The sequence below is a fragment of the Staphylococcus sp. T93 genome (genome assembly GCF_016743875.1).
GTDB classification, from domain to species: domain Bacteria; phylum Bacillota; class Bacilli; order Staphylococcales; family Staphylococcaceae; genus Staphylococcus; species Staphylococcus aureus.
Window position 1 is genome coordinate 772,276 of sequence record NZ_CP068247.1, and the last position, 25,166, is coordinate 797,441.

Consider the following 25,166-nt stretch of genomic DNA (forward strand, 5'->3'; position numbering starts at 1 on the left):
GAAATGAATGCTAAAGAACAATTAGTGGACAATTTAATGAAAACATCATCGCAATTATTTAAATTTCACGGTGAAGTTGCCATGCAGCTTTTCTTAAATGATGAATTAAAATTACCTTCTATTGTTGAAATATGCGTGGAACGTAAGCGTTTAAGTGATATTGTGAAAGTTATTCCGCAATCATATGCGTTACTATACATAGATAAGCAAGATCAAGCAATAGCTAAAGAAGATTTATCACTTTCAAAAATTGCAAAAGTTTATGTGCAATATGATGATACAACAATAATGAGTATTTTCGTTTATGATGTAGTAAACGATGAATGGATTTTTAGATTGGATCCGAATATACGTATACCTAAGAGTAACATATACTTCCATAGTTTAAATTGGGATGTGGATTATATTAAACCGGAGATCGTTCTAATGTATGATCTAATGCAACACCATCAGTATCATCATTATTCCAATTATAAACGAGTCATAGATGCATTAAGCTACTATCAATTTTTTATTTTAAAATTTGTAGTAGGTGAGCAACGTATTAAGGATGCAATCCAGAGAACAATAAATAATTAAGAAAAAGCAATTCATAACGCAGTTGAATACATGTGTTACGAATTGCTTTTATATTAGTTTTTATCACACAAGTTTTTTAATGCAACCCCGTGATAGCAAAACTCATATGTAGATAATACAGCTTTTTCAGCATCATCTACATGAATTCCAAACATCATCGAGATTTCCGAAGCACCTTGGTTAATCATTTTTAAGTTAATTTTTGATTCAGCTAAGGCATGTGTAATTTTATTTGCAGTACCGATGACTTTATTCATACCTTCGCCGACAATCATTAATATTGCTAAATCATGCTCAATACTTAGCTCATCAACATCACATTTTTGACGAATTTCATTTAATACTTTTGTTTCTTTATTTTGAATTTGTTTTGAACGCATAACGATACTGATAGTATCAATACCTGAAGGCATATGATCAAATGAAATATTATTATCCTCTAAGACACCTAATATCTTTCTAGTAAAGCCGACTTGTCTATTCATTAAATACTTTTTGATATTAATAACGGTAAAATCTTTATCACAACTTATACCGCTAATCACATTTTTCGCATTTATTTCTCTATCATGCACTATAAATGTACCCTTATCTTGAGGGCGGTTCGTATTTTTAATCACCACAGGGATGCGATCTTTATAAAGTGGTTGTAAGGCTTCATCATGGAAAACACTAAAACCAGCATAAGATAATTCACGCATTTCTCGATAAGTGATTTCTTCGATTAATTCAGGATCTTTGATGATATTTGGATTAGCTTTATAAATACCAGACACATCGGTGAAATTTTCATAAATTGTGGCTCTAACACCACTTGATATGATGGCGCCAGTTATATCTGATCCGCCACGTGGAAATGTAACTATATATCCTTCATGAGATACGCCAAAAAATCCTGGGATAATTAGTTTTTCATCATAATCTCTTAATTTTTTAATTTCAGAGTAAGCACTATCTAATATTTGTGCTTCTTGTGGGACGTCAGTAACAAAAATACCCGCTTCCTTCGGTGATATATATTTTGTTGGTATACCTTGACTATTATTATATAAAGCTATCAATTGCGCATTAAAATCTTCACCACAAGAAAGTAATGCATCTAATAGTCTCTTTGGTTCATTTTTTAATTGATTTATATAATGTTCCAAAGTCACATCTATCGTCCGTAAAATACTTTCATCCATTTGCAATTCTTTTACAATATCATCATAACGCTGAATAATTTCTCTTTTTTTATCATGATAATCAAGATGATTAATGACCTTTTCATATAATCTGATTAACAAATCAGTTGTTTTAATATCATTATCATGTCTTTTACCTGGAGCAGAAACGATAACAATCTTTCGCTCTGGATCAGAATTAACAATATTTAAAACCTTTTTAATTTGAGTAGCATTGGAGACGGAGCTACCACCGAATTTGGAAACTTTCATAGTGCATGCCAACCTTTCTAAAAAATCAGAAAATTGTATTCAGTTTTGTAAGTAAGAATGATATTATGTATTTATATTTTGAATATTACGAACTTTACAAAAATAAAGAATAATTCTATACTATACTATCATCTAGTGTTTTTCAATAATACATTTGTTTTTCTCAAAAGCACAAACGGAGGTACATAAAATGAAAAAATTAAATATAGCATTATTAGGATTAGGTACTGTCGGATCTGGTGTTGTTAAAATCATCGAAGAGAACCGACAGCAAATTCAAGATACATTAAATAAAGATATTGTCATAAAGCATATTCTTGTTCGAGATAAATCTAAAAAGAGACCGCTAAATATTAGCCAATATCATTTAACTGAAGATGTTAATGAAATTTTAAATGATGATTCATTAGATATTATCGTTGAAGTCATGGGAGGAATTGAACCAACTGTAGATTGGTTAAGAACAGCACTTAAAAATAAAAAACATGTTATTACCGCAAATAAAGATTTATTAGCAGTACATCTTAAACTTTTAGAAGATTTAGCAGAAGAAAATGGTGTAGCTTTAAAGTTTGAAGCGAGTGTAGCAGGTGGTATTCCGATCGTAAATGCCATAAATAATGGTTTGAATGCGAATAATATTTCAAAATTTATGGGAATTTTAAATGGTACCTCTAATTTTATTTTATCTAAAATGACTAAAGAGCAAACGACATTTGAGGAAGCACTTGATGAAGCGAAAAGACTTGGTTTTGCTGAAGCGGATCCAACTGATGATGTAGAAGGGGTAGATGCAGCGCGTAAAGTTGTCATTACATCATATTTATCATTTAACCAAGTCATTAAATTAAACGACGTTAAACGAAGAGGAATTAGTGGCGTAACTTTAACTGATATTAATGTAGCCGATCAACTGGGGTATAAAATTAAATTGATTGGTAAGGGAATATATGAAAATGGCAAAGTTAATGCATCGGTAGAACCAACGTTAATTGATAAAAAGCATCAATTAGCAGCTGTAGAGGATGAATATAACGCGATTTATGTTATTGGTGATGCCGTTGGTGACACGATGTTTTATGGAAAAGGAGCAGGCAGTTTAGCAACAGGTAGTGCCGTTGTCAGTGATTTATTGAATGTAGCATTATTCTTTGAATCAGATTTACACACATTGCCACCACATTTTGAATTAAAGACAGATAAAACACGGGAAATGATGGATTCAGATGCAGAAATTAATATTAAAGAAAAATCCAATTTCTTTGTAGTAGTGAATCATGTCAAAGGTTCAATTGAAAATTTTGAAAATGAGTTAAAGGCAATATTACCATTTCACCGATCATTAAGAGTTGCAAATTACGATAATCAATCATATGCCGCTGTTATAGTTGGATTGGAATCATCACCGGAAGAATTAATCACTAAGCATGGATACGAAGTTGACAAAGTATACCCAGTAGAAGGAGTTTAATTATAATGAGAAGATGGCAAGGATTAGTAGAAGAGTTTAAAGCACATTTACCAGTAAATGAAAATACACCAAAATTAACATTGAACGAGGGAAATACACCACTCATTCATTGTGAAAATATGTCTAAAATACTAGGCATAGATTTATATGTGAAGTATGAAGGTGCCAATCCGACAGGTTCATTTAAAGATCGCGGTATGGTAATGGCTGTGACAAAAGCAAAAGAGCAAGGTAAGAAAATTGTAATATGCGCTTCGACTGGAAATACATCAGCGTCTGCAGCAGCATATGCAGCGAGAGCAGGTTTAAAAGCTATCGTCGTAATACCAGAAGGTAAAATTGCATTAGGTAAATTGTCGCAAGCAGTAATGTATGGTGCAGAAATCGTTTCTATTGAAGGAAACTTTGATGAAGCTTTAGAAATTGTAAAAGAAATTGCAAAAAGTGGCGAAATCGAGCTTGTAAACTCTGTCAATCCATTTAGAATCGAAGGACAAAAGACAGGCTCATTTGAAATTGTACAACAATTAGACGGTGAAGCACCTGATATTTTAGCGATTCCTGTAGGTAATGCAGGTAATATTACTGCATATTGGAAAGGCTTTAAAGAATATCATGAAGCTAAAGGATCACAATTGCCGAAAATGTTTGGCTTCCAAGCTGAAGGCGCATCACCAATTGTTCAAAATAAAGTCATTAAAAATCCTGAAACGATTGCAACTGCTATTCGAATTGGTAATCCTGCTAGTTGGGATAAGGCGACTAATGCTCTTAAAGAATCAAATGGATTAATAGATAGTGTTACTGATGATGAAATTCTAGAAGCATATCAGTTAATGACAACTAAAGAAGGTGTCTTTAGTGAACCAGCGAGTAATGCTTCTATTGCAGGTTTAATTAAATTGCATAGACAAGGTAAATTACCTCAAGGTAAAAAAGTAGTTGCTATTTTAACTGGTAATGGATTAAAAGATCCTGATACTGCTATTTCACTACTAGATAATCCGATAAAGCCATTGCCAAATGATAAAGATAGCATTATCGATTATATTAAAGGAGCTTTATAACATGTCGAATGTTTTGGAGTTAACAATTCCTGCATCAACAGCCAACCTTGGAGTTGGCTTTGATTCTATAGGTATGGCTTTAGATAAATTTTTGCATCTGTCTGTAAAGGAAACATCAGGGACAAAATGGGAATATATTTTCCATGATGATGCATCTAAGCAATTGCCTACTGACGAAACAAACTTTATTTATCATGTAGCACAACAAGTTGCTTCTAAATATAGTGTTGACTTGCCTAATTTATGTATCGAAATGAGAAGTGATATTCCATTGGCAAGAGGGTTAGGTTCGTCAGCTTCTGCTTTAGTAGGAGCTATATATATCGCAAATTATTTTGGTGATATCCAACTGTCTAAACATGAGGTATTACAATTAGCGACTGAAATCGAAGGACATCCTGATAATGTTGCGCCGACCATTTATGGTGGTTTAATCGCTGGATATTATAATGATGTCTCGAAAGAAACGTCAGTTGCACATATCGACATACCAGACGTGGATGTGATTGTAACGATACCAACTTATGAACTAAAAACAGAAGCATCAAGACGTGCTTTACCACAAAAATTAACACATAGTGAAGCGGTTAAAAGTAGTGCAATTAGTAATACAATGATTTGTGCATTAGCACAGCACAATTATGAATTAGCAGGTAAACTCATGCAACAAGATGGCTTTCATGAACCGTATCGTCAGCATTTAATTGCTGAATTTGATGAAGTGAAAACAATTGCTAGTCAACATAATGCCTATGCAACTGTAATTAGTGGTGCTGGACCAACTATTTTAATATTTAGTCGTAAAGAAAATAGTGGGGAATTGGTTCGCTCTTTAAATAGTCAGGTAGTATCATGCCATTCTGAATTGGTCGATATTAATATCAGTGGTGTTAAAGAACGAATTGTATACCAATAGACGCTTTATATTGTAAAATAGTATTAAATGCAGAATAGAGAGGAGATTTAATGCGATATGACAAATTATAAAGTTGTCGTTTTAGATATGGATGACACATTGCTAAATTCAGATAATGTGATATCAGAAGAAACTGCAAATTATTTAACAGCAATTCAAGATGAAGGTTATTATGTTGTTCTAGCATCTGGTAGACCTACTGAAGGTATGATTCCAACTGCTAGAGATTTAAAATTACCTGAACATCATAGCTATATTATTAGTTATAACGGTAGTAAAACGATTAACATGACTAATGAAGAAGTAGAAGTAAGTAAATCGATTGGTAAGCAAGATTTCGATGAAATTGTAGATTATTGTCGAGATAGAGGCTTTTTCGTTCTTACATATCATGATGGTCAAATTATTTACGACAGCGAACATGAGTATATGAATATTGAAGCAGAATTAACAGGTTTACCGATGAAACGTGTTGATGATATCAAAGCGTATATTCAAGGCGATGTACCCAAGGTCATGGGTGTAGATTATGTAGCGAATATTACAGAAGCTAGAATTGATTTGAATGGTGTGTTCAATGATAATGTAGATGCTACGACAAGTAAGCCATTCTTCTTAGAATTTATGGCCAAAGACGTTTCAAAAGGTAATGCAATTAAAGCGTTATGTCACAAATTGGGATATTCGGTGGATCAAGTCATTGCTTTTGGTGATAGTATGAATGATAAATCAATGTTTGAAGTCGCAGGTCTAGCTATTGCTATGGGGAATGCATCAGATGAACTTAAGCAATATGCAAATGAAGTTACGTTGGATCATAATGAAAATGGTATTCCACATGCGCTCAAAAAATTGTTATAAATTTTAAAATAAGCCTTAACACATGATATTTGAATAAGATATCTTGTGGTTAAGGCTTTTTATTTTTGTGAAAATGACTTCAGTTATACTATGGAGGATTTGAAATACATATTTTAGATTAGTAATGATATCAAACGAATAGAGTAAATGTATATTTTTTGAATAAATCAAGTATTAACTAGTCACGGAAGGTAGATAAATAAATTTGATCATTCTGAATAATAACGAATGCATTAAAAAATGCAGTGACAATCTAACATTAATTGTTAAAATCACTGCAAGCATCTTGATTTTATTTAGCTGTTTGTGTCCAGTCATGCTTACCTCTGAAACGTTTTACATGAGCATATATTTGGTCAGCAGTATAATCTAAATTTGTATAAACTGTAATACTGAACGCTGATTGGTTTTCAGCAAATGATTCTTCGGAAAATAATTCCTTTAAGTGCATAAATAAATCATTCATTTGTTTATGGTTTAAACCGGGATATTCCCTTAAAGTTCTCTTTAATAATTGTCCGTTCTTTTCTTCTAATGCTTGAACTACAATAACAAATCTTTCATCTTGCTTTAGTACATCATCAAATAAATTTGTTTGTCCAATCATTGAATTTCACCCCTGAAAAGTTATTGTTATCTATATTATACACGATATGCAAAATATCTAAAATAAAGAATGGTAACATGGTAATAATAAAATATAAACAGAATACTAGTTAATACACTTTATACTAGAAAAAGATATTAAAGTATATCTGCTTTACACCATTAAAAAGCGGCAAATGCTATAGATAATCTAAAGCATCTGCCGTATGAGAATTTATTTATTTTTGATTGTCATAATCGTGTGGTTTTAAATTAATTGTTTCTAGCTTTACAAATTTTGTTTTGTGAATGATTTTATGAATAAAGTAAATCAACGCTAGAATGATTAAAGGTAAAAAGTTTTTAAAAGCATTTAACCATTGATCTTTTAAAATATATTCAACTGAGCCACCAAATAGCAAGAATAATAGTGTAGTGATGACAATGATTGGTCCTAATGGATAAAAAGGTGCTTTATATGGTAGGACCTTATTAGGGTCTTGACCTTGTTTTTTAATAGCTTGTCGCAATCGTATTTGTGACCAAATGCTTGATCCCCAAACAACTATAATCATTGAACCAATAATTTCAAGTAAATTAAAAACGGCATTTGAATTAAAGTTTGCATAAATAATAACAATAACAACGACTGCATAAGTAGTTAATAATGCTCTTAAAGGTAACTTAGTTGTCTTGTTTAATTTACTTAAAAATTGGGGTGCTTTTTTGTCTGAACTTAAGGAATACAACATTCTGCCTGTTGTATAAACACCTGAATTTGCAGCGGATAATAATGAAGTTAAAATAACCGCGTTGATTACTGATGCTGCAAAGGCTATGCCTACTCTATCGAATACAATTGTAAATGGGCTTTGACTTATTGAACTACTTGCTCTTAATAATGATGGATCTGTGTACGGAATAATTGCACCAATTACTGCAATTGATAAGACATAGAATAAAAGAATACGCCAAAATACTTGTTTAATTGCCTTAGGCATAGACTTTTTAGGGTCATCTGATTCACCAGCAGTTACTGCTACTACTTCTGTACCACCAACCGAAAATCCGGCGACTAATAATACGCCTAAGAAACCAGAGATACCACCAACAAACGGTGCTTGGCCTTTTGTATAGTTTTCAAATCCATATGTATGACCACCTAAGATACCGAAAATCATTAAAAAGCCAAAAATAACGAATACGATAATTGTTAACACTTTAATCAATGATAACCAAAACTCAGTTTCTCCAAATGATTTTACAGAAAAAATGTTTAATAATAGTAAAATTGTAATAAAGATTAAGCTCCAAGTAATGGGGTGGAAAAATTTAAATGTGTCCCAGAAATAAAGCACATTTGACGCTACTATGACATCAACACTTGTAACTAATGACCACAATGCCCAATACAACCATCCCATGGTAAAGCCAAGAGATGAGTCAATAAAGCGTGTTGAATAAGAGCTGAATGAACCTGATACTGGATAAAATGTTGCCAACTCTCCAATTGATGACATTAAGAAATATAGCATGACACCAATAACAAGATAAGCGAGTATAGCGCCTCCAGGACCAGCTTGAGAAATGATATTACCAGTAGCTACAAATAGACCAGTCCCAATTGCACCACCTATAGCAATCATGGAAATGTGTCTTGAGTTAAGACTACGGTTCATTTTATTATCTTCCATATTTAGTCTCCCATCTATTTAAATATACCCATTATTGTAAGCTTTTTAAGTGTACTATTCAATAACTATTTAGTACTGTAAAGCGAAAAAATTAAAATTTTCTGATTTTTTAATCATCTTGAGCATGTTTAATTGTAATTTTGATGGGGTTAAATTATAATATGTATTAAATTATAATTATTATAAATTGTGGAGGGATGACTATGTCACAACAAGACAAAAAGTTAACTGGTGTTTTTGGGCATCCAGTATCAGACCGAGAAAATAGTATGACAGCAGGGCCTAGGGGACCTCTTTTAATGCAAGATATTTACTTTTTAGAGCAAATGTCTCAATTTGATAGAGAAGTAATACCAGAACGTCGAATGCATGCCAAAGGTTCTGGTGCATTTGGGACATTTACTGTAACTAAAGATATAACAAAATATACGAATGCTAAAATATTCTCTGAAATAGGTAAGCAAACCGAAATGTTTGCCCGTTTCTCTACTGTAGCAGGAGAACGTGGTGCTGCTGATGCGGAGCGTGACATTCGAGGATTTGCGTTAAAGTTCTACACTGAAGAAGGGAACTGGGATTTAGTAGGGAATAACACACCAGTATTCTTCTTTAGAGATCCAAAGTTATTTGTTAGTTTAAATCGTGCGGTGAAACGAGATCCTAGAACAAATATGAGAGATGCACAAAATAACTGGGATTTCTGGACGGGTCTTCCAGAAGCATTGCACCAAGTAACGATCTTAATGTCAGATAGAGGGATTCCTAAAGATTTACGTCATATGCATGGGTTCGGTTCTCACACATACTCTATGTATAATGATTCTGGTGAACGTGTTTGGGTTAAATTCCATTTTAGAACGCAACAAGGTATTGAAAACTTAACTGATGAAGAAGCTGCTGAAATTATAGCTACAGATCGTGATTCATCTCAACGCGATTTATTCGAAGCCATTGAAAAAGGTGATTATCCAAAATGGACAATGTATATTCAAGTAATGACTGAGGAACAAGCTAAAAACCATAAAGATAATCCATTTGATTTAACAAAAGTATGGTATCACGATGAGTATCCTCTAATTGAAGTTGGAGAGTTTGAATTAAATAGAAATCCAGATAATTACTTTATGGATGTTGAACAAGCTGCGTTTGCACCAACTAATATTATTCCAGGATTAGATTTTTCTCCAGACAAAATGCTGCAAGGGCGTTTATTCTCATATGGCGATGCGCAAAGATATCGATTAGGAGTTAATCATTGGCAGATTCCTGTAAACCAACCTAAAGGTGTTGGTATTGAAAATATTTGTCCTTTTAGTAGAGATGGTCAAATGCGCGTAGTTGACAATAACCAAGGTGGAGGAACACATTATTATCCAAATAACCATGGTAAATTTGATTCTCAACCTGAATATAAAAAGCCACCATTCCCAACTGATGGATACGGCTATGAATATAATCAACGTCAAGATGATGATAATTATTTTGAACAACCAGGTAAATTGTTTAGATTACAATCAGAGGACGCTAAAGAAAGAATTTTTACAAATACAGCAAATGCAATGGAAGGCGTAACGGATGATGTTAAACGACGTCATATTCGTCATTGTTACAAAGCTGACCCAGAATATGGTAAAGGTGTTGCAAAAGCATTAGGTATTGATATAAATTCTATTGATCTTGAAACTGAAAATGATGAAACATACGAAAACTTTGAAAAATAAATTTGATATGTAGTTTCTATATTGCGTAGTTGAGCAGTTTATGATATCATAATAAATCGTAAAGATTCCTAACAAGAGAGGGTGTTTAACGTGCGCGTAAACGTAACATTAGCATGCACAGAATGTGGCGATCGTAACTATATCACTACTAAAAATAAACGTAATAATCCTGAGCGTATTGAAATGAAAAAATATTGCCCAAGATTAAACAAATATACGTTACATCGTGAAACTAAGTAATTCTTATCATTCAAATACGACGATTTGAAAATAAAGCGGGCTTACCTATTATATTGGGGAGCTCGCTTTTTTATGAAATTTTTGTGAAGAGTGATTAATGGATTGAGTTTCATCGGTAGAACAATATATGATTATATTAGTTGTTACTTTATTAAAATTTGAGAATATTTATAGAAGGAAATAGATTACTGATTTTATAAAGTCACTTTGTTAGCGAATGCTTGAAAGAGTATTTAATATAGTAGAATTTAAAATTTCAAAGCGGAATTTAATAAGTACGAAGTAGTTCTGGGTATGTTTTATAAATGTTCGATAATACACTTTAATCTTAAATATGATGGTTTAGAAAATGATTTAACAAAGAAATGAAACTTTACTGTTGAATTATGTGAGGATTGTGTTATTATATAAATCGTAATAATTACGATTTGATAAAAAGTGAGGTAACTATATATGGCTAAGAAATCTAAAATAGCAAAAGAGAGAAAAAGAGAAGAGTTAGTAAATAAATATTACGAATTACGTAAAGAGTTAAAAGCAAAAGGTGATTACGAAGCGTTAAGAAAATTACCAAGAGATTCATCACCTACACGTTTAACTAGAAGATGTAAAGTAACTGGAAGACCTAGAGGTGTATTACGTAAATTTGAAATGTCTCGTATTGCGTTTAGAGAACATGCGCACAAAGGACAAATTCCAGGTGTTAAAAAATCAAGTTGGTAAAATCAAATTTCGTACTTTAGCCCATTTACAATATCAATAAAACAATGTACAGTATATACGAATGCTATAAACTGAATGTTTTCTCATATTAATAAGGAAACATTCGGTTTTTAATTTGCATTTAAAAATAATTAGTTTTTAAAGGGGCTATTTAAAGTGAAAATATTTGATTACGAAGATATTCAATTAATACCTAATAAATGCATAGTTGAAAGTAGGTCTGAATGTGATACAACTATCCAATTTGGTCCGAAAAAATTCAAGCTACCTGTAGTTCCTGCAAATATGCAAACAGTTATGAATGAGAAATTAGCGAAATGGTTTGCTGAAAATGATTACTTTTATATCATGCATCGTTTTGATGAAGAAGCAAGAATACCTTTTATAAAACATATGCAAAATTCAGGCTTATTTGCATCTATTTCAGTTGGTGTAAAGAAAGCGGAATTTGATTTTATTGAAAAGTTAGCTCAAGAAAAATTAATCCCCGAATATATTACAATAGATATTGCGCATGGTCACTCAGATTCAGTGATAAACATGATTAAACATATAAAAACCCATATACCTGATAGTTTTGTTATTGCTGGTAATGTTGGTACGCCAGAAGGTGTTAGAGAATTAGAAAATGCTGGTGCTGATGCTACCAAAGTCGGTATAGGTCCTGGTAGAGTTTGTATTACAAAGATTAAAACAGGTTTTGGTACTGGTGGTTGGCAGTTAGCGGCATTAAACATATGTAGTAAAGCAGCTCGTAAACCTTTGATTGCCGATGGTGGTATAAGAACGCATGGCGACATTGCTAAATCAATTAGATTTGGTGCATCAATGGTCATGATTGGTTCATTATTTGCGGCACACGAAGAATCACCTGGTGAAACTGTAGAACTTGATGGTAAACAGTATAAAGAATATTTTGGTAGTGCATCTGAATTTCAAAAAGGCGAACATAAAAATGTAGAAGGTAAAAAAATGTTTGTAGAACATAAGGGTTCATTAATGGATACCTTAAAAGAAATGCAACAAGATTTACAAAGCTCAATTTCATATGCCGGTGGAAAAGACTTGAAATCATTACGTACTGTAGATTATGTTATTGTTAGAAACTCTATTTTCAACGGTGATAGAGATTAATATTTATAGTAGGTGATGTAAATTAAAAAATTCATAGTAACTGTTGTTGCGTTTTTATCAATTATTATCATTGCGCCAATAACAGAATTTAAACCATTCATTCATTTACAAAATGAAGTAAGACAATATATTGACATTCACATCAATAAAGAAACAATTTCTGCGGAAAATAAATTGGATACACCGAAGAAACAACAATTTGCCTTTAATAATATACAAATGAACATGTCGAAATCAGATGTTGAGAAAACATTAAATAAACCAAAAAGAGTGACATTTAATGAATATGGTACGAAGTGGTATACGTATTATGATGACGATTACAATAATTTTATAATGATAAGTTACATGAAAGATAAAGTTAATGCGTTATATACAAATCAAAATATAATCACTTCAAAATCAAAAATTAAATACAATACACCTAAATCGGTTGTAAGGCAAAGATTAGGCGAACCAGAAACAGAGATTGTTAAAGGTAGAGTGCGTTACGAACAAAATAATAAAGAATATGATGTTTTCCATAAAAATCACATTTATACGACGGTATTTTATGATAAGCATCGACGTAATAATGTAACAGCTGTTTTACAAGTAAGTGATGCTATGGAAAATAGATTAAAAGAACAATATGGAGCACCATCGAAATCGCTTGCAGATAGTTTTGAACTACAAAATTTTGATTTAGTTAATGCTGAAAGAAAACAACATCAATTATCTACATTGAAGTATTCTAAACAGAATTCTGAAACTGCACGTAAGCATAGTAAAGATATGGCCAACAATCATTATTTTGATCATACAAATTTAAAAGGTCAATCACCATTTGATCGATTGAAAAAAGATGGTATTACATTTAACTCAGCCGGAGAGAATTTAGCATATGGTCAAGTTAGTAGTATCTATGCACATCAAGGATTAATGAATTCTATTGGTCACAGAAAAAATATTTTAAATGATACGTTTAAAATATTAGGTGTTGGTGTTGATTTTAATGATGAAAAACAACCTTTTTGGACAGAAAATTATACTGGTTAATGTTTTTGGCATGAGATTAAAGGGTAATGTTTGTCTGTAAGGAAGTAGATAAACATGATGACAACAGATAAACCAAAAGATGCGGATATACTTGAACGCGTCAAAGATATACTTAATAAAAAAGAAAGAAAAAAATAATAATGGCTCGCTCCTGTAAATTATTACGGGGGCGAGTTTTAATTTGTGTAACATTTTGCAGAAATCTGTAATTCAAAATTTATATTAAAGAATGAGATTATCTAACAATTCGCAATTTCTGTTTGAACTGAATTTAGATTAGAATAAATAAAACCTCTTGAAAACGTAACTTTTTCAAGAGGTCCAAAATTTATAAAAATGAGGGCTTAACAATTACGATAATATATAACGGTTTAAAATATTACATTTCGCGGTACAAACCAATTACTTTCCCAATTACAGCAACATTGTCTAGGTAAATTGGCTCCATTGTACTATTTTCAGGTTGTAATCGATAACGATTTTTTTCTTTATAGAAGCGTTTGACAGTTGCTTCATCTTCCTCAGTCATAGCAACAATAATGTCTCCATTTTCTGCTATGGTTTGACTGCGAACAATTACTTTGTCTCCGTCTAATATACCAGCCTCAATCATACTGTCGCCTACGACGTTTAATATGAATATGTCGCTATTGTGTGTCGATGTTAAGTGTTCAGGTAATGGAAAATATTCTTCAATATTTTCTACTGCGGTAATAGGAACACCTGCTGTGACTTTACCAATAACTGGCACATGAATCGTTTCTTCCATATTAATATTATCATTTGTTTGATCACTTACAATTTCTATAGCACGTGGTTTCGTTGGATCTCTTCTTATATAGCCTTTTTCTTCAAGACGTGAAAGGTGACCATGAACAGTTGAACTGGATGCTAAGCCAACTGCTTCACCAATTTCGCGAACACTAGGCGGATAACCTTTCGTTTGAACAACTTGTTTAATATAGTTATATATTTCGCTTTGTCGTTTTGTTAATTCTCTCATATATAGGCACTCCCTAAATTAATTTAAATACAGTATATCATTAATTTGAAACCAAAACAAACATTTGTTCGTTAAAATATTGACACAGAACATAAGTTCTGATAAATTACTAATACAAACAAATGTTCTAGGAGTGAAAATGATGTTTTACAATAAATATAAAAACGTATCAACATATATCATCATATTTTTAGTTTCAAGTGCAGCCTTTGCAATATTCTTGTTAAGTGCGAACATTAGTGCTCACTCGGAACAAGTGTACGAAATGACTGACCATCAAATTAAGAACAATACGATAAATAAAGCATACGAACATAAAGACCCTACAAACAATAGCGAACAAAGAGATGGGAAAGTGTTCGCTTTAATAAATTGATACATTGTCACAACGTTATTTTGCCTATTTTTGCGAAATAGCGTTTTTTATTACTTTTTTGCTGATCTTAAATTTGTTATATTTTGTTAAAGTATTATAATGATTGAATAAACAAATTGAAGGTAGGTTTTTTAATTGAGTAATTCTGATTTGAATATCGAAAGAATTAACGAGTTAGCTAAAAAGAAAAAAGAAGTAGGATTAACTCAAGAAGAAGCAAAGGAGCAAACAGCCTTAAGAAAAGCTTATCTTGAGAGTTTTAGAAAAGGGTTTAAACAACAAATTGAAAATACTAAAGTAATTGATCCAGAAGGTAATGATGTAACACCTGAAAAAATTAAAGAGATACAACAAAAAAGAGATAATAAAAATTAAATCACAAATCTGTAAAGAATTTTCTGACATTATAACTTGAAATAAGTATTTTACTTATCTTTTTATTTTAAAATAAGTTATAATGTATTTGATAAAATTGAAGAAGGGAAGATACACAAGATGTTTAATGAAAAAGATCAATTAGCTGTTGATACGCTACGTGCACTAAGTATCGACACAATCGAAAAAGCGAATTCTGGTCATCCAGGATTACCTATGGGAGCTGCCCCAATGGCTTACACTTTGTGGACACGTCATCTGAATTTTAATCCACAATCTAAAGATTACTTCAATAGAGACCGTTTCGTATTATCTGCAGGGCATGGTTCAGCATTATTGTATAGCTTGTTACATGTTTCTGGTAGTTTAGAATTAGAAGAATTAAAGCAATTTAGACAATGGGGTTCTAAAACACCAGGTCATCCTGAATACAGACATACAGATGGTGTAGAAGTTACTACCGGACCACTTGGACAAGGTTTTGCTATGTCAGTAGGATTAGCTTTAGCAGAAGATCACCTAGCAGGGAAATTTAATAAAGAAGGATATAATGTTGTAGATCATTACACATATGTATTAGCTTCTGACGGTGATTTAATGGAAGGTATATCGCATGAAGCAGCTTCATTTGCTGGACATAATAAATTAAGTAAATTAGTTGTTTTATACGATTCAAATGATATTTCATTAGATGGCGAATTAAACAAAGCTTTTTCTGAAAACACAAAAGCTCGTTTTGAAGCATATGGTTGGAATTACTTACTAGTTAAAGATGGTAATGATTTAGAAGAAATTGATAAAGCGATTACTACAGCTAAATCTCAAGAAGGACCAACGATTATTGAAGTTAAAACAACAATCGGATTTGGTTCACCGAATAAAGCAGGAACTAATGGTGTTCATGGGGCACCTTTAGGTGAAGTTGAAAGAAAATTAACATTCGAAAATTACGGTTTAGATCCTGAAAAACGTTTTAATGTTTCAGAAGAGGTATACGAAATTTTCCAAAATACTATGTTAAAACGTGCTAATGAAGATGAATCTCAATGGAATTCATTATTAGAAAAATATGCAGAAACATATCCTGAATTAGCAGAAGAATTTAAATTAGCGATTAGTGGTAAATTGCCTAAAAATTATAAGGATGAATTACCACGTTTTGAACTGGGTCATAATGGTGCATCTCGTGCTGATTCTGGTACTGTTATTCAAGCAATCAGTAAAACTGTCCCTTCATTCTTTGGTGGATCAGCAGACCTTGCTGGTTCAAACAAATCCAATGTAAATGATGCAACTGATTATAGTTCTGAAACACCTGAAGGTAAAAATGTGTGGTTTGGTGTACGTGAATTTGCTATGGGTGCTGCTGTAAATGGTATGGCTGCACATGGAGGTTTACATCCATATGGTGCAACATTCTTCGTATTTAGTGATTATTTAAAACCAGCGTTACGTTTATCATCAATTATGGGATTAAATGCAACGTTCATCTTCACACATGATTCAATTGCAGTAGGTGAAGATGGTCCTACTCATGAACCAATTGAGCAATTAGCTGGATTAAGAGCCATTCCAAATATGAATGTTATCCGTCCTGCTGATGGTAATGAAACAAGAGTAGCATGGGAAGTTGCCTTAGAATCTGAATCTACACCTACTTCATTAGTATTGACACGTCAAAACTTACCGGTATTAGATGTACCAGAAGATGTAGTTGAAGAAGGCGTTCGAAAAGGTGCCTATACAGTTTATGGCTCTGAAGAGACACCAGAATTCCTATTATTAGCTTCAGGTTCAGAAGTTAGTCTTGCAGTTGAAGCTGCTAAAGATCTTGAAAAACAAGGTAAATCAGTACGTGTTGTTTCAATGCCTAACTGGAATGCATTTGAACAACAATCTGAAGAATATAAAGAATCAGTTATTCCATCAAGCGTAACAAAACGTGTTGCGATTGAAATGGCTTCACCGCTTGGATGGCATAAATATGTAGGTACTGCAGGTAAAGTTATTGCTATTGACGGCTTTGGCGCAAGTGCACCTGGCGATTTAGTAGTTGAAAAATATGGATTTACAAAAGAAAATATCTTAAACCAAGTTATGAGCTTATAAGAATAATTTATAAAGCGAGTATGTTTAGAAGTCTAGGATGCATAATCTTAGGCTTCTTTTAAAGTGTTGAAATTTAGAGTATAGCACTTAAACTACATCATAAGTGATAAGTTATGAAAGTATACTATTTCAGATTAATCTTTAAAAGCTCTGTTATAACAGCATGATTTTTGATATTATTTTTAGTATCGATATTAAAATACTTGAATAAACTAGTTCTTGAAATAATGTGATGAATTTAGTAAAATTCAGTAGGATAAAGAAAGCGGGTGAAACAATGGCAACTTGGTTAGCAATTATTTTTATAGTAGCTGCATTAATTTTAGGTTTAATTGGAGGTTTCCTTTTAGCTAGAAAATATATGATGGACTACTTGAAGAAAAACCCACCAATCAACGAAGAAATGCTTCGTATGATGATGATGCAAATGGGTCAAAAACCTTCTCAGAAGAAAATTAATCAAATGATGACGATGATGAATAAAAATATGGATCAAAATATGAAGAGTGCGAAAAAGTAAATTCGCAATTGATAGAGGCTATTTTCCAGATATGGAAATGGCCTCTTTTTATAATCAAATTAATAAGAATAAATATGTTTATTAAAATTAAAGTTAACAAAATGACGAATAGACTGAGAAATGCTATAATTCATTTTGTATGATTTACAGAGAGTTTATTTAACGAGAAGGTGTCTGCGTGCTCTATTTAATATTTTCAATCATTGTAGCTTTATTTATGGGAACTATAGTTATAGTTATTCGTATGAAAGCTCAAAATTATCCGGTAAATGAGAAAAAAATAGTTTTGCCACCGTTTTTTATGGCGACCGGTGCATTGATGTACGTCGTTCCATATTTTAGGCTAACAGGATCGGAAATGCTAGAAGCCTTTATAATTGGTTTGCTTTTTTCTACAGTTCTAATTTGGACTTCTCGATTTGAAGTCAAAGGTACAGAAATTTATATGAAACGATCTAAAGCATTTCCAGTTATTTTGATTTCATTACTTATCATTCGTACTGTGATGAAAATATTCATTAGTAATGAAATAGATCCTGGAGAATTAGGCGGCATGTTCTTTTTATTAGCATTCTGTATGATTGTTCCTTGGAGAGCAGCAATGCTATATAAATACAAAAAACTAAAGAAAACATTAATCAATTAATTACTTTTAAAACCACTTGTGATCGACTTCTAAATCAGTCAATGAGTGGTTTTAATTTTACTTGAAAAGGTGAAATGATTATATTAAAATAAAAGCGAACAAATGTTCTATATGGAGGCAGTAATGAAAATTATACATACAGCAGACTGGCACTTAGGGAAAATATTAAATGGCAAACAGCTTTTAGAAGATCAAGCGTATATTTTAGATATGTTCGTAGAAAAAATGAAAGAAGAAGAACCTGATATCATTGTGATAGCTGGAGATTTATATGACACAACATATCCAAGTAAAGATGCAATCATGTTATTAGAACAAGCGATTGGAAAGTTAAATTTAGAACTGCGTATACCAATAATTATTATTAGTGGAAATCACGATGGTAAAGAGAGGTTAAACTATGGGGCGAGTTGGTTTGAACATAATCAGTTATTTATAAGAACAGATTTTACATCGATTAATTCACCAATAGAGATAAATGGGGTTAATTTTTATACACTCCCTTATGCTACTGTGAGCGAAATGAAACACTACTTTGAAGATGACACCATTGAAACACATCAACAGGGAATTACGCGCTGTATTGAAACAATAGCACCGGAAATTGATGAAGATGCCGTCAATATTTTAATTAGTCATCTGACTGTTCAAGGTGGAAAGACATCTGATTCTGAAAGACCATTAACTATTGGAACGGTTGAATCAGTTCAGAAAGGTGTTTTTGATATATTTGATTATGTCATGCTAGGTCACTTGCATCATCCATTTAGTATAGAAGACGACAAAATTAAATATAGTGGCTCCTTATTGCAGTATTCATTTTCGGAAGCGGGTCAAGCTAAAGGGTATAGACGTGTAACAATTAATGATGGCATTATTAACGATGTATTTATTCCTCTTAAGCCACTTAGACAATTGGAAATTATCTCAGGCGAATATAATGATGTTATTAATGAAAAAGTTCATGTGAAAAATAAAGATAATTATTTACATTTTAAACTTAAAAATATGTCTCATATTACTGATCCAATGATGAGTTTAAAACAAATTTATCCTAATACTTTAGCGCTGACGAATGAAACTTTTAATTACAATGAAGAAAATAATGCTATAGAAATAAGTGAAAAAGATGACATGTCAATTATCGAAATGTTTTATAAACATATAACTGATAAAGAATTATCGGATATCCAATCTAAAAAGATAAAAAATATTTTAGAAAACGAATTGAGAAAGGAGGATTAATGAATGAAACCATTACATTTAAAGTTGAATAATTTCGGCCCCTTTTTAAAAGAAGAAATTGATTTTTCTAAAATTGATAATAATGAATTGTTTTTAATAAGTGGTAAGACTGGATCGGGTAAAACAATGATTTTTGATGCAATGACTTATGCCTTGTTTGGTAAAGCATCAACTGAACAAAGAGAAGAAAATGATTTGAGAAGTCATTTCGCTGATGGTAAACAGCCGATGTCAGTAACATTTGAATTTCAATTAAATCATCGAATTTATAAAGTGCATAGACAAGGCCCTTATATCAAAGAAGGTAATACAACAAAAACGAACGCTAAATTTGATGTATTTGAGATGGTGGATGGCAAGTATGAAATTAGAGAAAGTAAAGTAATTTCAGGTACCCAATTCATTATTGAATTATTAGGAGTAAATGCAGATCAATTCCGACAATTGTTTATTTTGCCTCAAGGTGAATTCAAACGCTTTTTAATATCAAACAGTCGTGAAAAGCAAGGGATATTAAGAACACTGTTTGACAGTGAAAAATTTGAAGCTATACGAGAAATATTAAAAGAAGAAGTAAAAAAAGAAAAAGCTCAAATCGAGAATAGATATCAACAAATTGACCTTTTATGGCAAGAAATTGAATCATTTGATGATGACAATATAAAAGGCTTATTAGAGGTTGCCACTCAACAGATAGACAAATTGATTGAAAATATACCACTTTTACAAGCTAGGTCGAAAGAAATACTAGCATCTGTAAATGAAAGTAAAGAAACTGCTATTAAAGAATTTGAAATAATAGAAAAGAAAACATTAGAAAATAATATATTAAAAGATAATATTAATCAACTCAACAAAAATAAAATTGATTTCGTTCAATTGAACGAACAACAACCTGAAATAGAGGGAATTGAAGCTAAGTTAAAGTTGTTACAAGATATTACAAACCTATTGAATTATATTGAAAATAGAGAAAAAATTGAAACTAAAATTGCTAATAGCAAAAAAGATATTTCTAAAACCAATAATAAAATATTGAATCTTGATTGTGATAAGCGAAACATAGACAAAGAGAAAAAAATGTTAGAAGAAAATGGAGATTTAATTGAAAGTAAAATCTCTTTTATTGATAAAACTAGAGTATTATTTAACGATATTAATAAGTATCAACAAAGTTATCTCAATATTGAACGCTTGAGAACTGAGGGTGAACAATTAGGTGATGAATTAAATGATCTAATTAAAGGTTTAGAAACGGTCGAAGATTCAATAGGTAATAACCAAAGTGATTACGAGAAAATTATCGAACTAAATAATACGATAACGAACATAAATAATGAAATTAATATAATTAAAGAAAATGAAAAAGCTAAAGCTGAATTAGATAAACTATTAGGTAGTAAGCAAGAGTTAGAGAATCAAATTAATGAAGAAACATCTATATTGAAGAATCTCGAAATAAAATTAGATCGCTACGATAAAACAAAATTGGACTTAAATGATAAAGAAAGCTTTATAAGTGAAATTAAATCTGCTGTAAATATTGGAGATCAATGTCCGATATGTGGTAATGAAATTCAGGATTTAGGGCATCATATTGATTTTGACAGTATTGCTAAACGTCAAAATGAAATTAAAGAAATTGAAGCAAATATCCACGCTATAAAATCGAATATTGCTGTGCATAATTCTGAAATTAAATTTGTTAATGAAAAAATATCGAATATTAATATTAAAACGCAAAGTGATTTTTCACTTGAAGTATTGAATAAGCGTCTGCTAGAAAATGAAAATGCATTGAATAATCAAAGAGATCTTAATAAATTTATAGAACAAATGAAAGAAGAAAAAGATAATCTAACGTTGCAAATTCATAATAAACAATTGCGTCTAAATAAAAATGAATCTGAGTTGAAATTATGTCGAGATCTCATCACTGAATTTGAAACACTCTCGAAATATAATAATATCACTAATTTTGAGGTGGATTATAAGAAGTATGTTCAAGATGTGAATCAGCATCAAGAACTCTCAAAGGAGATTGAAGATAAGTTAATGCAATTGTCTCAAAGAAAGTTAATTGAGCAAAATAATCTAAATCATTATGAAAATCAACTAGAAACTTACAATAATGACTTAGAATTGAATGAACAGTCTATTGAAATGGAAATGTCGAGGCTGAATTTAACTGATGACAATGATATAGATGAAATAATAGCCTGGAGGGGCGAGCAAGAGGAATTAGAGCAGAAAAGGGATACTTATAAAAAACGTTATCATGAATTTGAAATGGAAATAGCTAGGTTAGAATCATTAACTAAGGATAAAGAGTTATTGGACTCTGATAAATTAAAAGATGAATATGAGCTAAAAAAAGGAAAGATGAATACACTGATAGATGAATACTCTGCTGTTCATTATCAATGTCAAAATAATATTAATAAAACACAATCTATAGTTTCGCATATTAATTACTTAAATCAAGAATTAAAGGATCAACAAGAAATATTTCAATTGGCTGAAATTGTCAGTGGTAAGAATAACAAAAATCTTACATTGGAAAACTTTGTCTTAATTTACTATTTAGATCAAATTATTGCTCAAGCAAATCTGAGATTAGCAACAATGTCAGATAATCGATACCAACTAATTAGGCGAGAAGCGGTTTCTCATGGTCTTAGTGGCCTAGAAATTGATGTATTTGATTTGCATTCAAATAAGTCTAGACATATTAGCTCGTTATCAGGTGGAGAAACTTTCCAATCGTCGCTTGCATTAGCTTTAGGGTTAAGCGAAATTGTACAGCAGCAATCAGGAGGTATTTCACTAGAATCAATATTTATTGATGAAGGATTCGGTACATTAGATCAAGAAACGCTTGAAACAGCGTTAGACACTTTATTAAATCTTAAATCAACTGGTAGAATGGTTGGGATTATTTCACATGTGAGCGAATTGAAAAATAGAATACCTTTAGTTTTAGAAGTGAAATCAGATCAATATCAGAGTTCAACAAGATTCAAAAGAAATTAAAACATAAAAAATAGAGATGGTACTTTGGAATGTATAGAACAACCTTAGCCCATCTCTTTTTATTTAAAAATTATTTTTTCTCACGTAATAAATCTCTGATTTCAGTTAATAACACAACATTTTCTTCCACAACTGCTTCTTCTTCGGCTTCTTCTTTCTTCATTAATGTATTTGCAATCTTAACAAAGATGAATAAAGCAAACGCGATGATAATAAAGTCGATAACAGATTGGATAAATAAACCGTATTTAATACCCCAGAATGACCATTCTTTAGCAAAATCAACTGATCCGAAAATTTTACCAATTAATGGCATAATGATATTTTCTACTAATGAAGATATAATCTTGTTGAAAGCTGCACCCATCACAACAGCAATTGCTAAATCTAAGACGTTACCTTTTAAGGCGAACTCTTTGAATTCTTTTAACATTACACTCAACCTCTCTTTTTTAAATGTAACCTCAATTATACAACAAATAAAAAAATTAGAAAATAGATTATTCAAGAAAATTTGATTATCGCAAAGACCTTTGTTATCCTATAAAGGTGCGTGAGTTATTGAATAAAATGTTTAGATAATATTTTTATTCTACTACATAAAATTAAATATAGAATTGAAGGGAGTAATTAATTATGAATTCTTCTTCACCAGAGAATCCAAATGGAAAGAAGTATTCACCAGTCTTCATCTATAGTGCAATTGTTGTTGCTATAGTCGTATTACTTGGTGCATTTTTACCTGAACAATTCAACTATGTTACCAATAATATTAAAATGTGGATTACAGAAAAGTTAGGTTGGTATTATCTTATTCTTACTACGATTATCGTGTTCTTCTGTATATTCCTTATTTTTAGTCCTATTGGAAAACTTAAACTAGGTAAACCAAATGACAAACCTGAGTTTAATACAATTTCATGGTTTGCTATGTTGTTTAGTGCTGGTATGGGGATAGGTTTGGTGTTTTATGGTGCAGCTGAACCGATGGCGCACTTTGCTACGCCACCTACAGCAGATCCCAAAACTACTGAAGCTTATACTGAAGCTCTACGTTCAACATTTTTCCATTGGGGATTCCATGCTTGGGCTGTTTATGGTGTTGTTGCGTTAGCGTTGGCATATTCGCAATTCCGTAAAGGTGAACCAGGTTTATTATCTAGAACTTTACGTCCTCTTTTAGGTGATAAAGTAGAAGGTCCTATTGGGATTTTTATTGACGTTTTATCTGTATTTGCGACAATCGTTGGGGTAGCCGTTTCGTTAGGTATGGGTGCTCTACAAATTAATGGTGGTTTACATTACTTGTTCAATGTTCCAAACAATACGTTTGTACAAGCGATTATCATCATTGTTGTTACTATCTTATTTATAGCAAGTGCATGGTCTGGATTAAGTAAAGGTATTCAATACTTAAGTAACTTGAACATTGGTTTAGGTACTATTTTAATGGTAGCTGCTTTAATTGTTGGACCAACTGTTCTTATTTTAAATATGTTAACTAGCTCTACGGGTAGTTTACTAAACACATTCTTGTTTAATAGTTTTGATACAGCAGCTTTAAATCCTCAAAAACGTGAATGGATGTCTTCATGGACACTTTATTACTGGGGTTGGTGGTTAAGTTGGAGTCCATTCGTTGGAGTGTTTATTGCACGAGTTTCAAAAGGACGTTCAATTAGAGAGTTCATTTCTGGTGTCTTGCTAGTTCCAGCAATTGTTAGTTTTGTTTGGTTTAGTGTCTTTGGTGTATTAGGCATCGAGACAGGTAAGAAACACAAAGAAATTTTTGATATGACTCCTGAAACACAGCTATTTGGAGTGTTTAATCATGTGCCATTTGGCATTGTTTTATCGTTGATTGCATTATTATTAATTGCATCATTCTTTATTACATCTGCTGACTCAGCAACATTTGTATTAGGAATGCAAACAACATTTGGTTCATTAAATCCATCTAGTATGGTAAAAGTTGTTTGGGGAATTTCACAGGCCTTAATAGCATTTGTACTTTTATTAGCTGGTGGCGGTAACGGCGCTGAAGCTTTAAATGCGATTCAAAGTGCTGCAATTATAAGTGCATTCCCATTCTCCTTTGTCGTCATACTCATGATGGTAAGTTTCTACAAGGATGCGAACCAGGAACGTAAATTCCTAGGTTTAACATTGACTCCGAATAAACATCGCTTACAAGAATATATCAAGAGTCAACAAGAAGATTATGAATCTGACATTCTTGAAAAGCGTCAGTCACGTAGAAATATAGAGAAAAAAGATAACTAATAAAGTTTAGTTAAGTATTTTAATAACAAGTAGTATGTCATTCTAGTAGCTAGAACAGATATACTACTTGTTTGTTTTTGTGGAAAATTGAGTATATTCAAAAGGATAAGA

At 31.7% G+C, this 25,166-nt stretch carries 25 protein-coding genes; 19 read left to right on the top strand and 6 right to left on the bottom strand.

From position 1 onward, the window contains the following. Window positions 1-3 precede the first annotated feature (3 nt). Entirely contained in the window at window positions 4-579 is a 576-nt protein-coding gene (locus JG553_RS03790; RefSeq protein WP_001803470.1) for a hypothetical protein, read from the top strand. Between the two features lie 53 nt (window positions 580-632). Here JG553_RS03790 and JG553_RS03795 read toward each other — a convergent pair whose 3' ends face one another. Then, the gene (locus JG553_RS03795; protein WP_000868645.1) at window positions 633-2,015 is read right to left on the bottom strand and encodes an aspartate kinase; all 1,383 of its coding nucleotides are present in this window, start codon (window positions 2,013-2,015) and stop codon (window positions 633-635) included. 190 nt (window positions 2,016-2,205) lie between these two features. On the opposite strand from JG553_RS03795, the gene JG553_RS03800 reads away from it, so the two are divergent. The 4 genes from JG553_RS03800 to JG553_RS03815 are packed head-to-tail and all read left to right on the top strand — an operon-like array spanning window position 2,206 to window position 6,330. Continuing rightward, window positions 2,206-3,486, top strand: coding sequence for a homoserine dehydrogenase (locus JG553_RS03800; protein ID WP_000735864.1), 1,281 nt, complete (start codon window positions 2,206-2,208; stop codon window positions 3,484-3,486). Window positions 3,487-3,491: 5 nt separating this feature from the next. Continuing rightward, window positions 3,492-4,553: a threonine synthase gene (gene thrC, locus JG553_RS03805; protein WP_001255460.1), complete on the top strand. Its 1,062-nt coding sequence runs from the start codon at window positions 3,492-3,494 to the stop codon at window positions 4,551-4,553. Between the two features lies 1 nt (window position 4,554). Further along, window positions 4,555-5,469, top strand: a complete 915-nt coding sequence (gene thrB, locus JG553_RS03810; RefSeq protein WP_000073184.1) for a homoserine kinase — start codon at window positions 4,555-4,557, stop codon at window positions 5,467-5,469. Window positions 5,470-5,526: 57 nt separating this feature from the next. After that, on the top strand, window positions 5,527-6,330 hold the full coding sequence (locus JG553_RS03815; protein WP_000186313.1) for a Cof-type HAD-IIB family hydrolase: 804 nt from the start codon (window positions 5,527-5,529) through the stop codon (window positions 6,328-6,330). 292 nt (window positions 6,331-6,622) lie between these two features. On the opposite strand, the gene JG553_RS03820 is transcribed toward JG553_RS03815, so the two are convergent. The 3 genes from JG553_RS03820 to JG553_RS03830 all read right to left on the bottom strand — a co-directional run bounded on the left by JG553_RS03820 (window position 6,623) and on the right by JG553_RS03830 (window position 8,609). Further along, the gene (locus JG553_RS03820) at window positions 6,623-6,937 is read right to left on the bottom strand and encodes a hypothetical protein (RefSeq protein ID WP_000580198.1); all 315 of its coding nucleotides are present in this window, start codon (window positions 6,935-6,937) and stop codon (window positions 6,623-6,625) included. After that, window positions 6,912-7,016, bottom strand: coding sequence for a hypothetical protein (locus JG553_RS03825; protein ID WP_001791424.1), 105 nt, complete (start codon window positions 7,014-7,016; stop codon window positions 6,912-6,914). Before JG553_RS03825 ends, JG553_RS03820 begins: the two co-directional genes overlap by 26 nt. A 138-nt stretch (window positions 7,017-7,154) precedes the next feature. Next, on the bottom strand, window positions 7,155-8,609 hold the full coding sequence (locus JG553_RS03830) for an amino acid permease (protein WP_000389956.1): 1,455 nt from the start codon (window positions 8,607-8,609) through the stop codon (window positions 7,155-7,157). A gap of 203 nt (window positions 8,610-8,812) precedes the next feature. Here JG553_RS03830 and JG553_RS03835 point away from each other — a divergent pair, with 203 nt between their 5' ends. The 5 genes from JG553_RS03835 (at window position 8,813) to JG553_RS03855 (ending at window position 13,465) form a co-directional block, all read left to right on the top strand. Beyond that, entirely contained in the window at window positions 8,813-10,330 is a 1,518-nt protein-coding gene (locus JG553_RS03835; RefSeq protein ID WP_000082539.1) for a catalase, read from the top strand. A 90-nt stretch (window positions 10,331-10,420) separates the two neighbouring features. Further along, window positions 10,421-10,570 (top strand): 50S ribosomal protein L33, encoded by a 150-nt coding sequence (rpmG, locus tag JG553_RS03840; protein ID WP_001265708.1) that lies wholly within the window; start codon window positions 10,421-10,423, stop codon window positions 10,568-10,570. 453 nt (window positions 10,571-11,023) lie between these two features. Further along, on the top strand, window positions 11,024-11,293 hold the full coding sequence (gene rpsN / locus JG553_RS03845; RefSeq protein ID WP_001085655.1) for a 30S ribosomal protein S14: 270 nt from the start codon (window positions 11,024-11,026) through the stop codon (window positions 11,291-11,293). 156 nt (window positions 11,294-11,449) lie between these two features. After that, entirely contained in the window at window positions 11,450-12,427 is a 978-nt protein-coding gene (gene guaC, locus JG553_RS03850) for a GMP reductase (RefSeq protein WP_000688126.1), read from the top strand. A 21-nt stretch (window positions 12,428-12,448) separates the two neighbouring features. Beyond that, on the top strand, window positions 12,449-13,465 hold the full coding sequence (locus tag JG553_RS03855; protein WP_001789887.1) for a CAP domain-containing protein: 1,017 nt from the start codon (window positions 12,449-12,451) through the stop codon (window positions 13,463-13,465). Between the two features lie 379 nt (window positions 13,466-13,844). Here JG553_RS03855 and lexA read toward each other — a convergent pair whose 3' ends face one another. Continuing rightward, window positions 13,845-14,468, bottom strand: coding sequence for a transcriptional repressor LexA (gene lexA / locus JG553_RS03860; protein ID WP_001208760.1), 624 nt, complete (start codon window positions 14,466-14,468; stop codon window positions 13,845-13,847). A gap of 142 nt (window positions 14,469-14,610) precedes the next feature. Here lexA and sosA point away from each other — a divergent pair, with 142 nt between their 5' ends. From sosA to sbcC, 8 genes are all read left to right on the top strand, one after another. Next, window positions 14,611-14,844 carry a DNA damage-induced cell division inhibitor SosA gene (sosA, locus tag JG553_RS03865; protein ID WP_000499647.1) on the top strand — a complete coding sequence of 78 codons (234 nt, stop codon included), beginning with the start codon at window positions 14,611-14,613 and terminating at the stop codon, window positions 14,842-14,844. 135 nt (window positions 14,845-14,979) lie between these two features. Continuing rightward, entirely contained in the window at window positions 14,980-15,219 is a 240-nt protein-coding gene (locus JG553_RS03870) for a DUF896 domain-containing protein (RefSeq protein WP_000071351.1), read from the top strand. 120 nt (window positions 15,220-15,339) lie between these two features. Next, window positions 15,340-17,328, top strand: a complete 1,989-nt coding sequence (gene tkt / locus JG553_RS03875; RefSeq protein ID WP_000481443.1) for a transketolase — start codon at window positions 15,340-15,342, stop codon at window positions 17,326-17,328. 277 nt (window positions 17,329-17,605) lie between these two features. Further along, complete coding sequence (locus JG553_RS03880) at window positions 17,606-17,848, top strand: YneF family protein (RefSeq protein ID WP_000246909.1); 243 nt, start codon at window positions 17,606-17,608, stop codon at window positions 17,846-17,848. Then, window positions 17,835-17,933, top strand: coding sequence for a hypothetical protein (locus JG553_RS03885; RefSeq protein WP_001789897.1), 99 nt, complete (start codon window positions 17,835-17,837; stop codon window positions 17,931-17,933). The genes JG553_RS03880 and JG553_RS03885 overlap by 14 nt, the downstream gene beginning before the upstream one ends. A gap of 93 nt (window positions 17,934-18,026) precedes the next feature. Continuing rightward, window positions 18,027-18,494, top strand: coding sequence for a CcdC family protein (locus JG553_RS03890; protein WP_000966142.1), 468 nt, complete (start codon window positions 18,027-18,029; stop codon window positions 18,492-18,494). 123 nt (window positions 18,495-18,617) lie between these two features. Beyond that, the gene (gene sbcD, locus JG553_RS03895; RefSeq protein WP_000691284.1) at window positions 18,618-19,739 is read left to right on the top strand and encodes an exonuclease subunit SbcD; all 1,122 of its coding nucleotides are present in this window, start codon (window positions 18,618-18,620) and stop codon (window positions 19,737-19,739) included. A 3-nt stretch (window positions 19,740-19,742) separates the two neighbouring features. Then, window positions 19,743-22,772 (top strand): exonuclease subunit SbcC, encoded by a 3,030-nt coding sequence (gene sbcC / locus JG553_RS03900; RefSeq protein WP_000803169.1) that lies wholly within the window; start codon window positions 19,743-19,745, stop codon window positions 22,770-22,772. A gap of 70 nt (window positions 22,773-22,842) precedes the next feature. Here the strand turns inward: sbcC and mscL are convergent, their stop codons facing one another. Continuing rightward, entirely contained in the window at window positions 22,843-23,205 is a 363-nt protein-coding gene (gene mscL, locus JG553_RS03905; protein WP_000910489.1) for a large conductance mechanosensitive channel protein MscL, read from the bottom strand. Between the two features lie 203 nt (window positions 23,206-23,408). Between mscL and JG553_RS03910 the strand changes: the two genes are divergently transcribed. Then, window positions 23,409-25,055 carry a BCCT family transporter gene (locus tag JG553_RS03910; RefSeq protein ID WP_001088978.1) on the top strand — a complete coding sequence of 549 codons (1,647 nt, stop codon included), beginning with the start codon at window positions 23,409-23,411 and terminating at the stop codon, window positions 25,053-25,055. Window positions 25,056-25,166 lie beyond the last annotated feature (111 nt).

Excerpts from the sequence above, each read along its gene's own strand:
- JG553_RS03790 (WP_001803470.1), top strand. The coding sequence starts at position 4 with ATGAATGCTAAAGAACAATTAGTGGACAATTTAATGAAAACATCATCG.
- JG553_RS03795 (WP_000868645.1), bottom strand. The coding sequence starts at position 2,015 with ATGAAAGTTTCCAAATTCGGTGGTAGCTCCGTCTCCAATGCTACTCAA.
- JG553_RS03800 (WP_000735864.1), top strand. The coding sequence starts at position 2,206 with ATGAAAAAATTAAATATAGCATTATTAGGATTAGGTACTGTCGGATCT.
- thrC (WP_001255460.1), top strand. The coding sequence starts at position 3,492 with ATGAGAAGATGGCAAGGATTAGTAGAAGAGTTTAAAGCACATTTACCA.
- thrB (WP_000073184.1), top strand. The coding sequence starts at position 4,555 with ATGTCGAATGTTTTGGAGTTAACAATTCCTGCATCAACAGCCAACCTT.
- JG553_RS03815 (WP_000186313.1), top strand. The coding sequence starts at position 5,527 with ATGACAAATTATAAAGTTGTCGTTTTAGATATGGATGACACATTGCTA.
- JG553_RS03820 (WP_000580198.1), bottom strand. The coding sequence starts at position 6,937 with ATGATTGGACAAACAAATTTATTTGATGATGTACTAAAGCAAGATGAA.
- JG553_RS03825 (WP_001791424.1), bottom strand. The coding sequence starts at position 7,016 with ATGTTACCATTCTTTATTTTAGATATTTTGCATATCGTGTATAATATA.
- JG553_RS03830 (WP_000389956.1), bottom strand. The coding sequence starts at position 8,609 with ATGGAAGATAATAAAATGAACCGTAGTCTTAACTCAAGACACATTTCC.
- JG553_RS03835 (WP_000082539.1), top strand. The coding sequence starts at position 8,813 with ATGTCACAACAAGACAAAAAGTTAACTGGTGTTTTTGGGCATCCAGTA.
- rpsN (WP_001085655.1), top strand. The coding sequence starts at position 11,024 with ATGGCTAAGAAATCTAAAATAGCAAAAGAGAGAAAAAGAGAAGAGTTA.
- lexA (WP_001208760.1), bottom strand. The coding sequence starts at position 14,468 with ATGAGAGAATTAACAAAACGACAAAGCGAAATATATAACTATATTAAA.
- sosA (WP_000499647.1), top strand. The coding sequence starts at position 14,611 with ATGTTTTACAATAAATATAAAAACGTATCAACATATATCATCATATTT.
- tkt (WP_000481443.1), top strand. The coding sequence starts at position 15,340 with ATGTTTAATGAAAAAGATCAATTAGCTGTTGATACGCTACGTGCACTA.
- JG553_RS03880 (WP_000246909.1), top strand. The coding sequence starts at position 17,606 with ATGGCAACTTGGTTAGCAATTATTTTTATAGTAGCTGCATTAATTTTA.
- sbcD (WP_000691284.1), top strand. The coding sequence starts at position 18,618 with ATGAAAATTATACATACAGCAGACTGGCACTTAGGGAAAATATTAAAT.
- sbcC (WP_000803169.1), top strand. The coding sequence starts at position 19,743 with ATGAAACCATTACATTTAAAGTTGAATAATTTCGGCCCCTTTTTAAAA.
- mscL (WP_000910489.1), bottom strand. The coding sequence starts at position 23,205 with ATGTTAAAAGAATTCAAAGAGTTCGCCTTAAAAGGTAACGTCTTAGAT.
- JG553_RS03910 (WP_001088978.1), top strand. The coding sequence starts at position 23,409 with ATGAATTCTTCTTCACCAGAGAATCCAAATGGAAAGAAGTATTCACCA.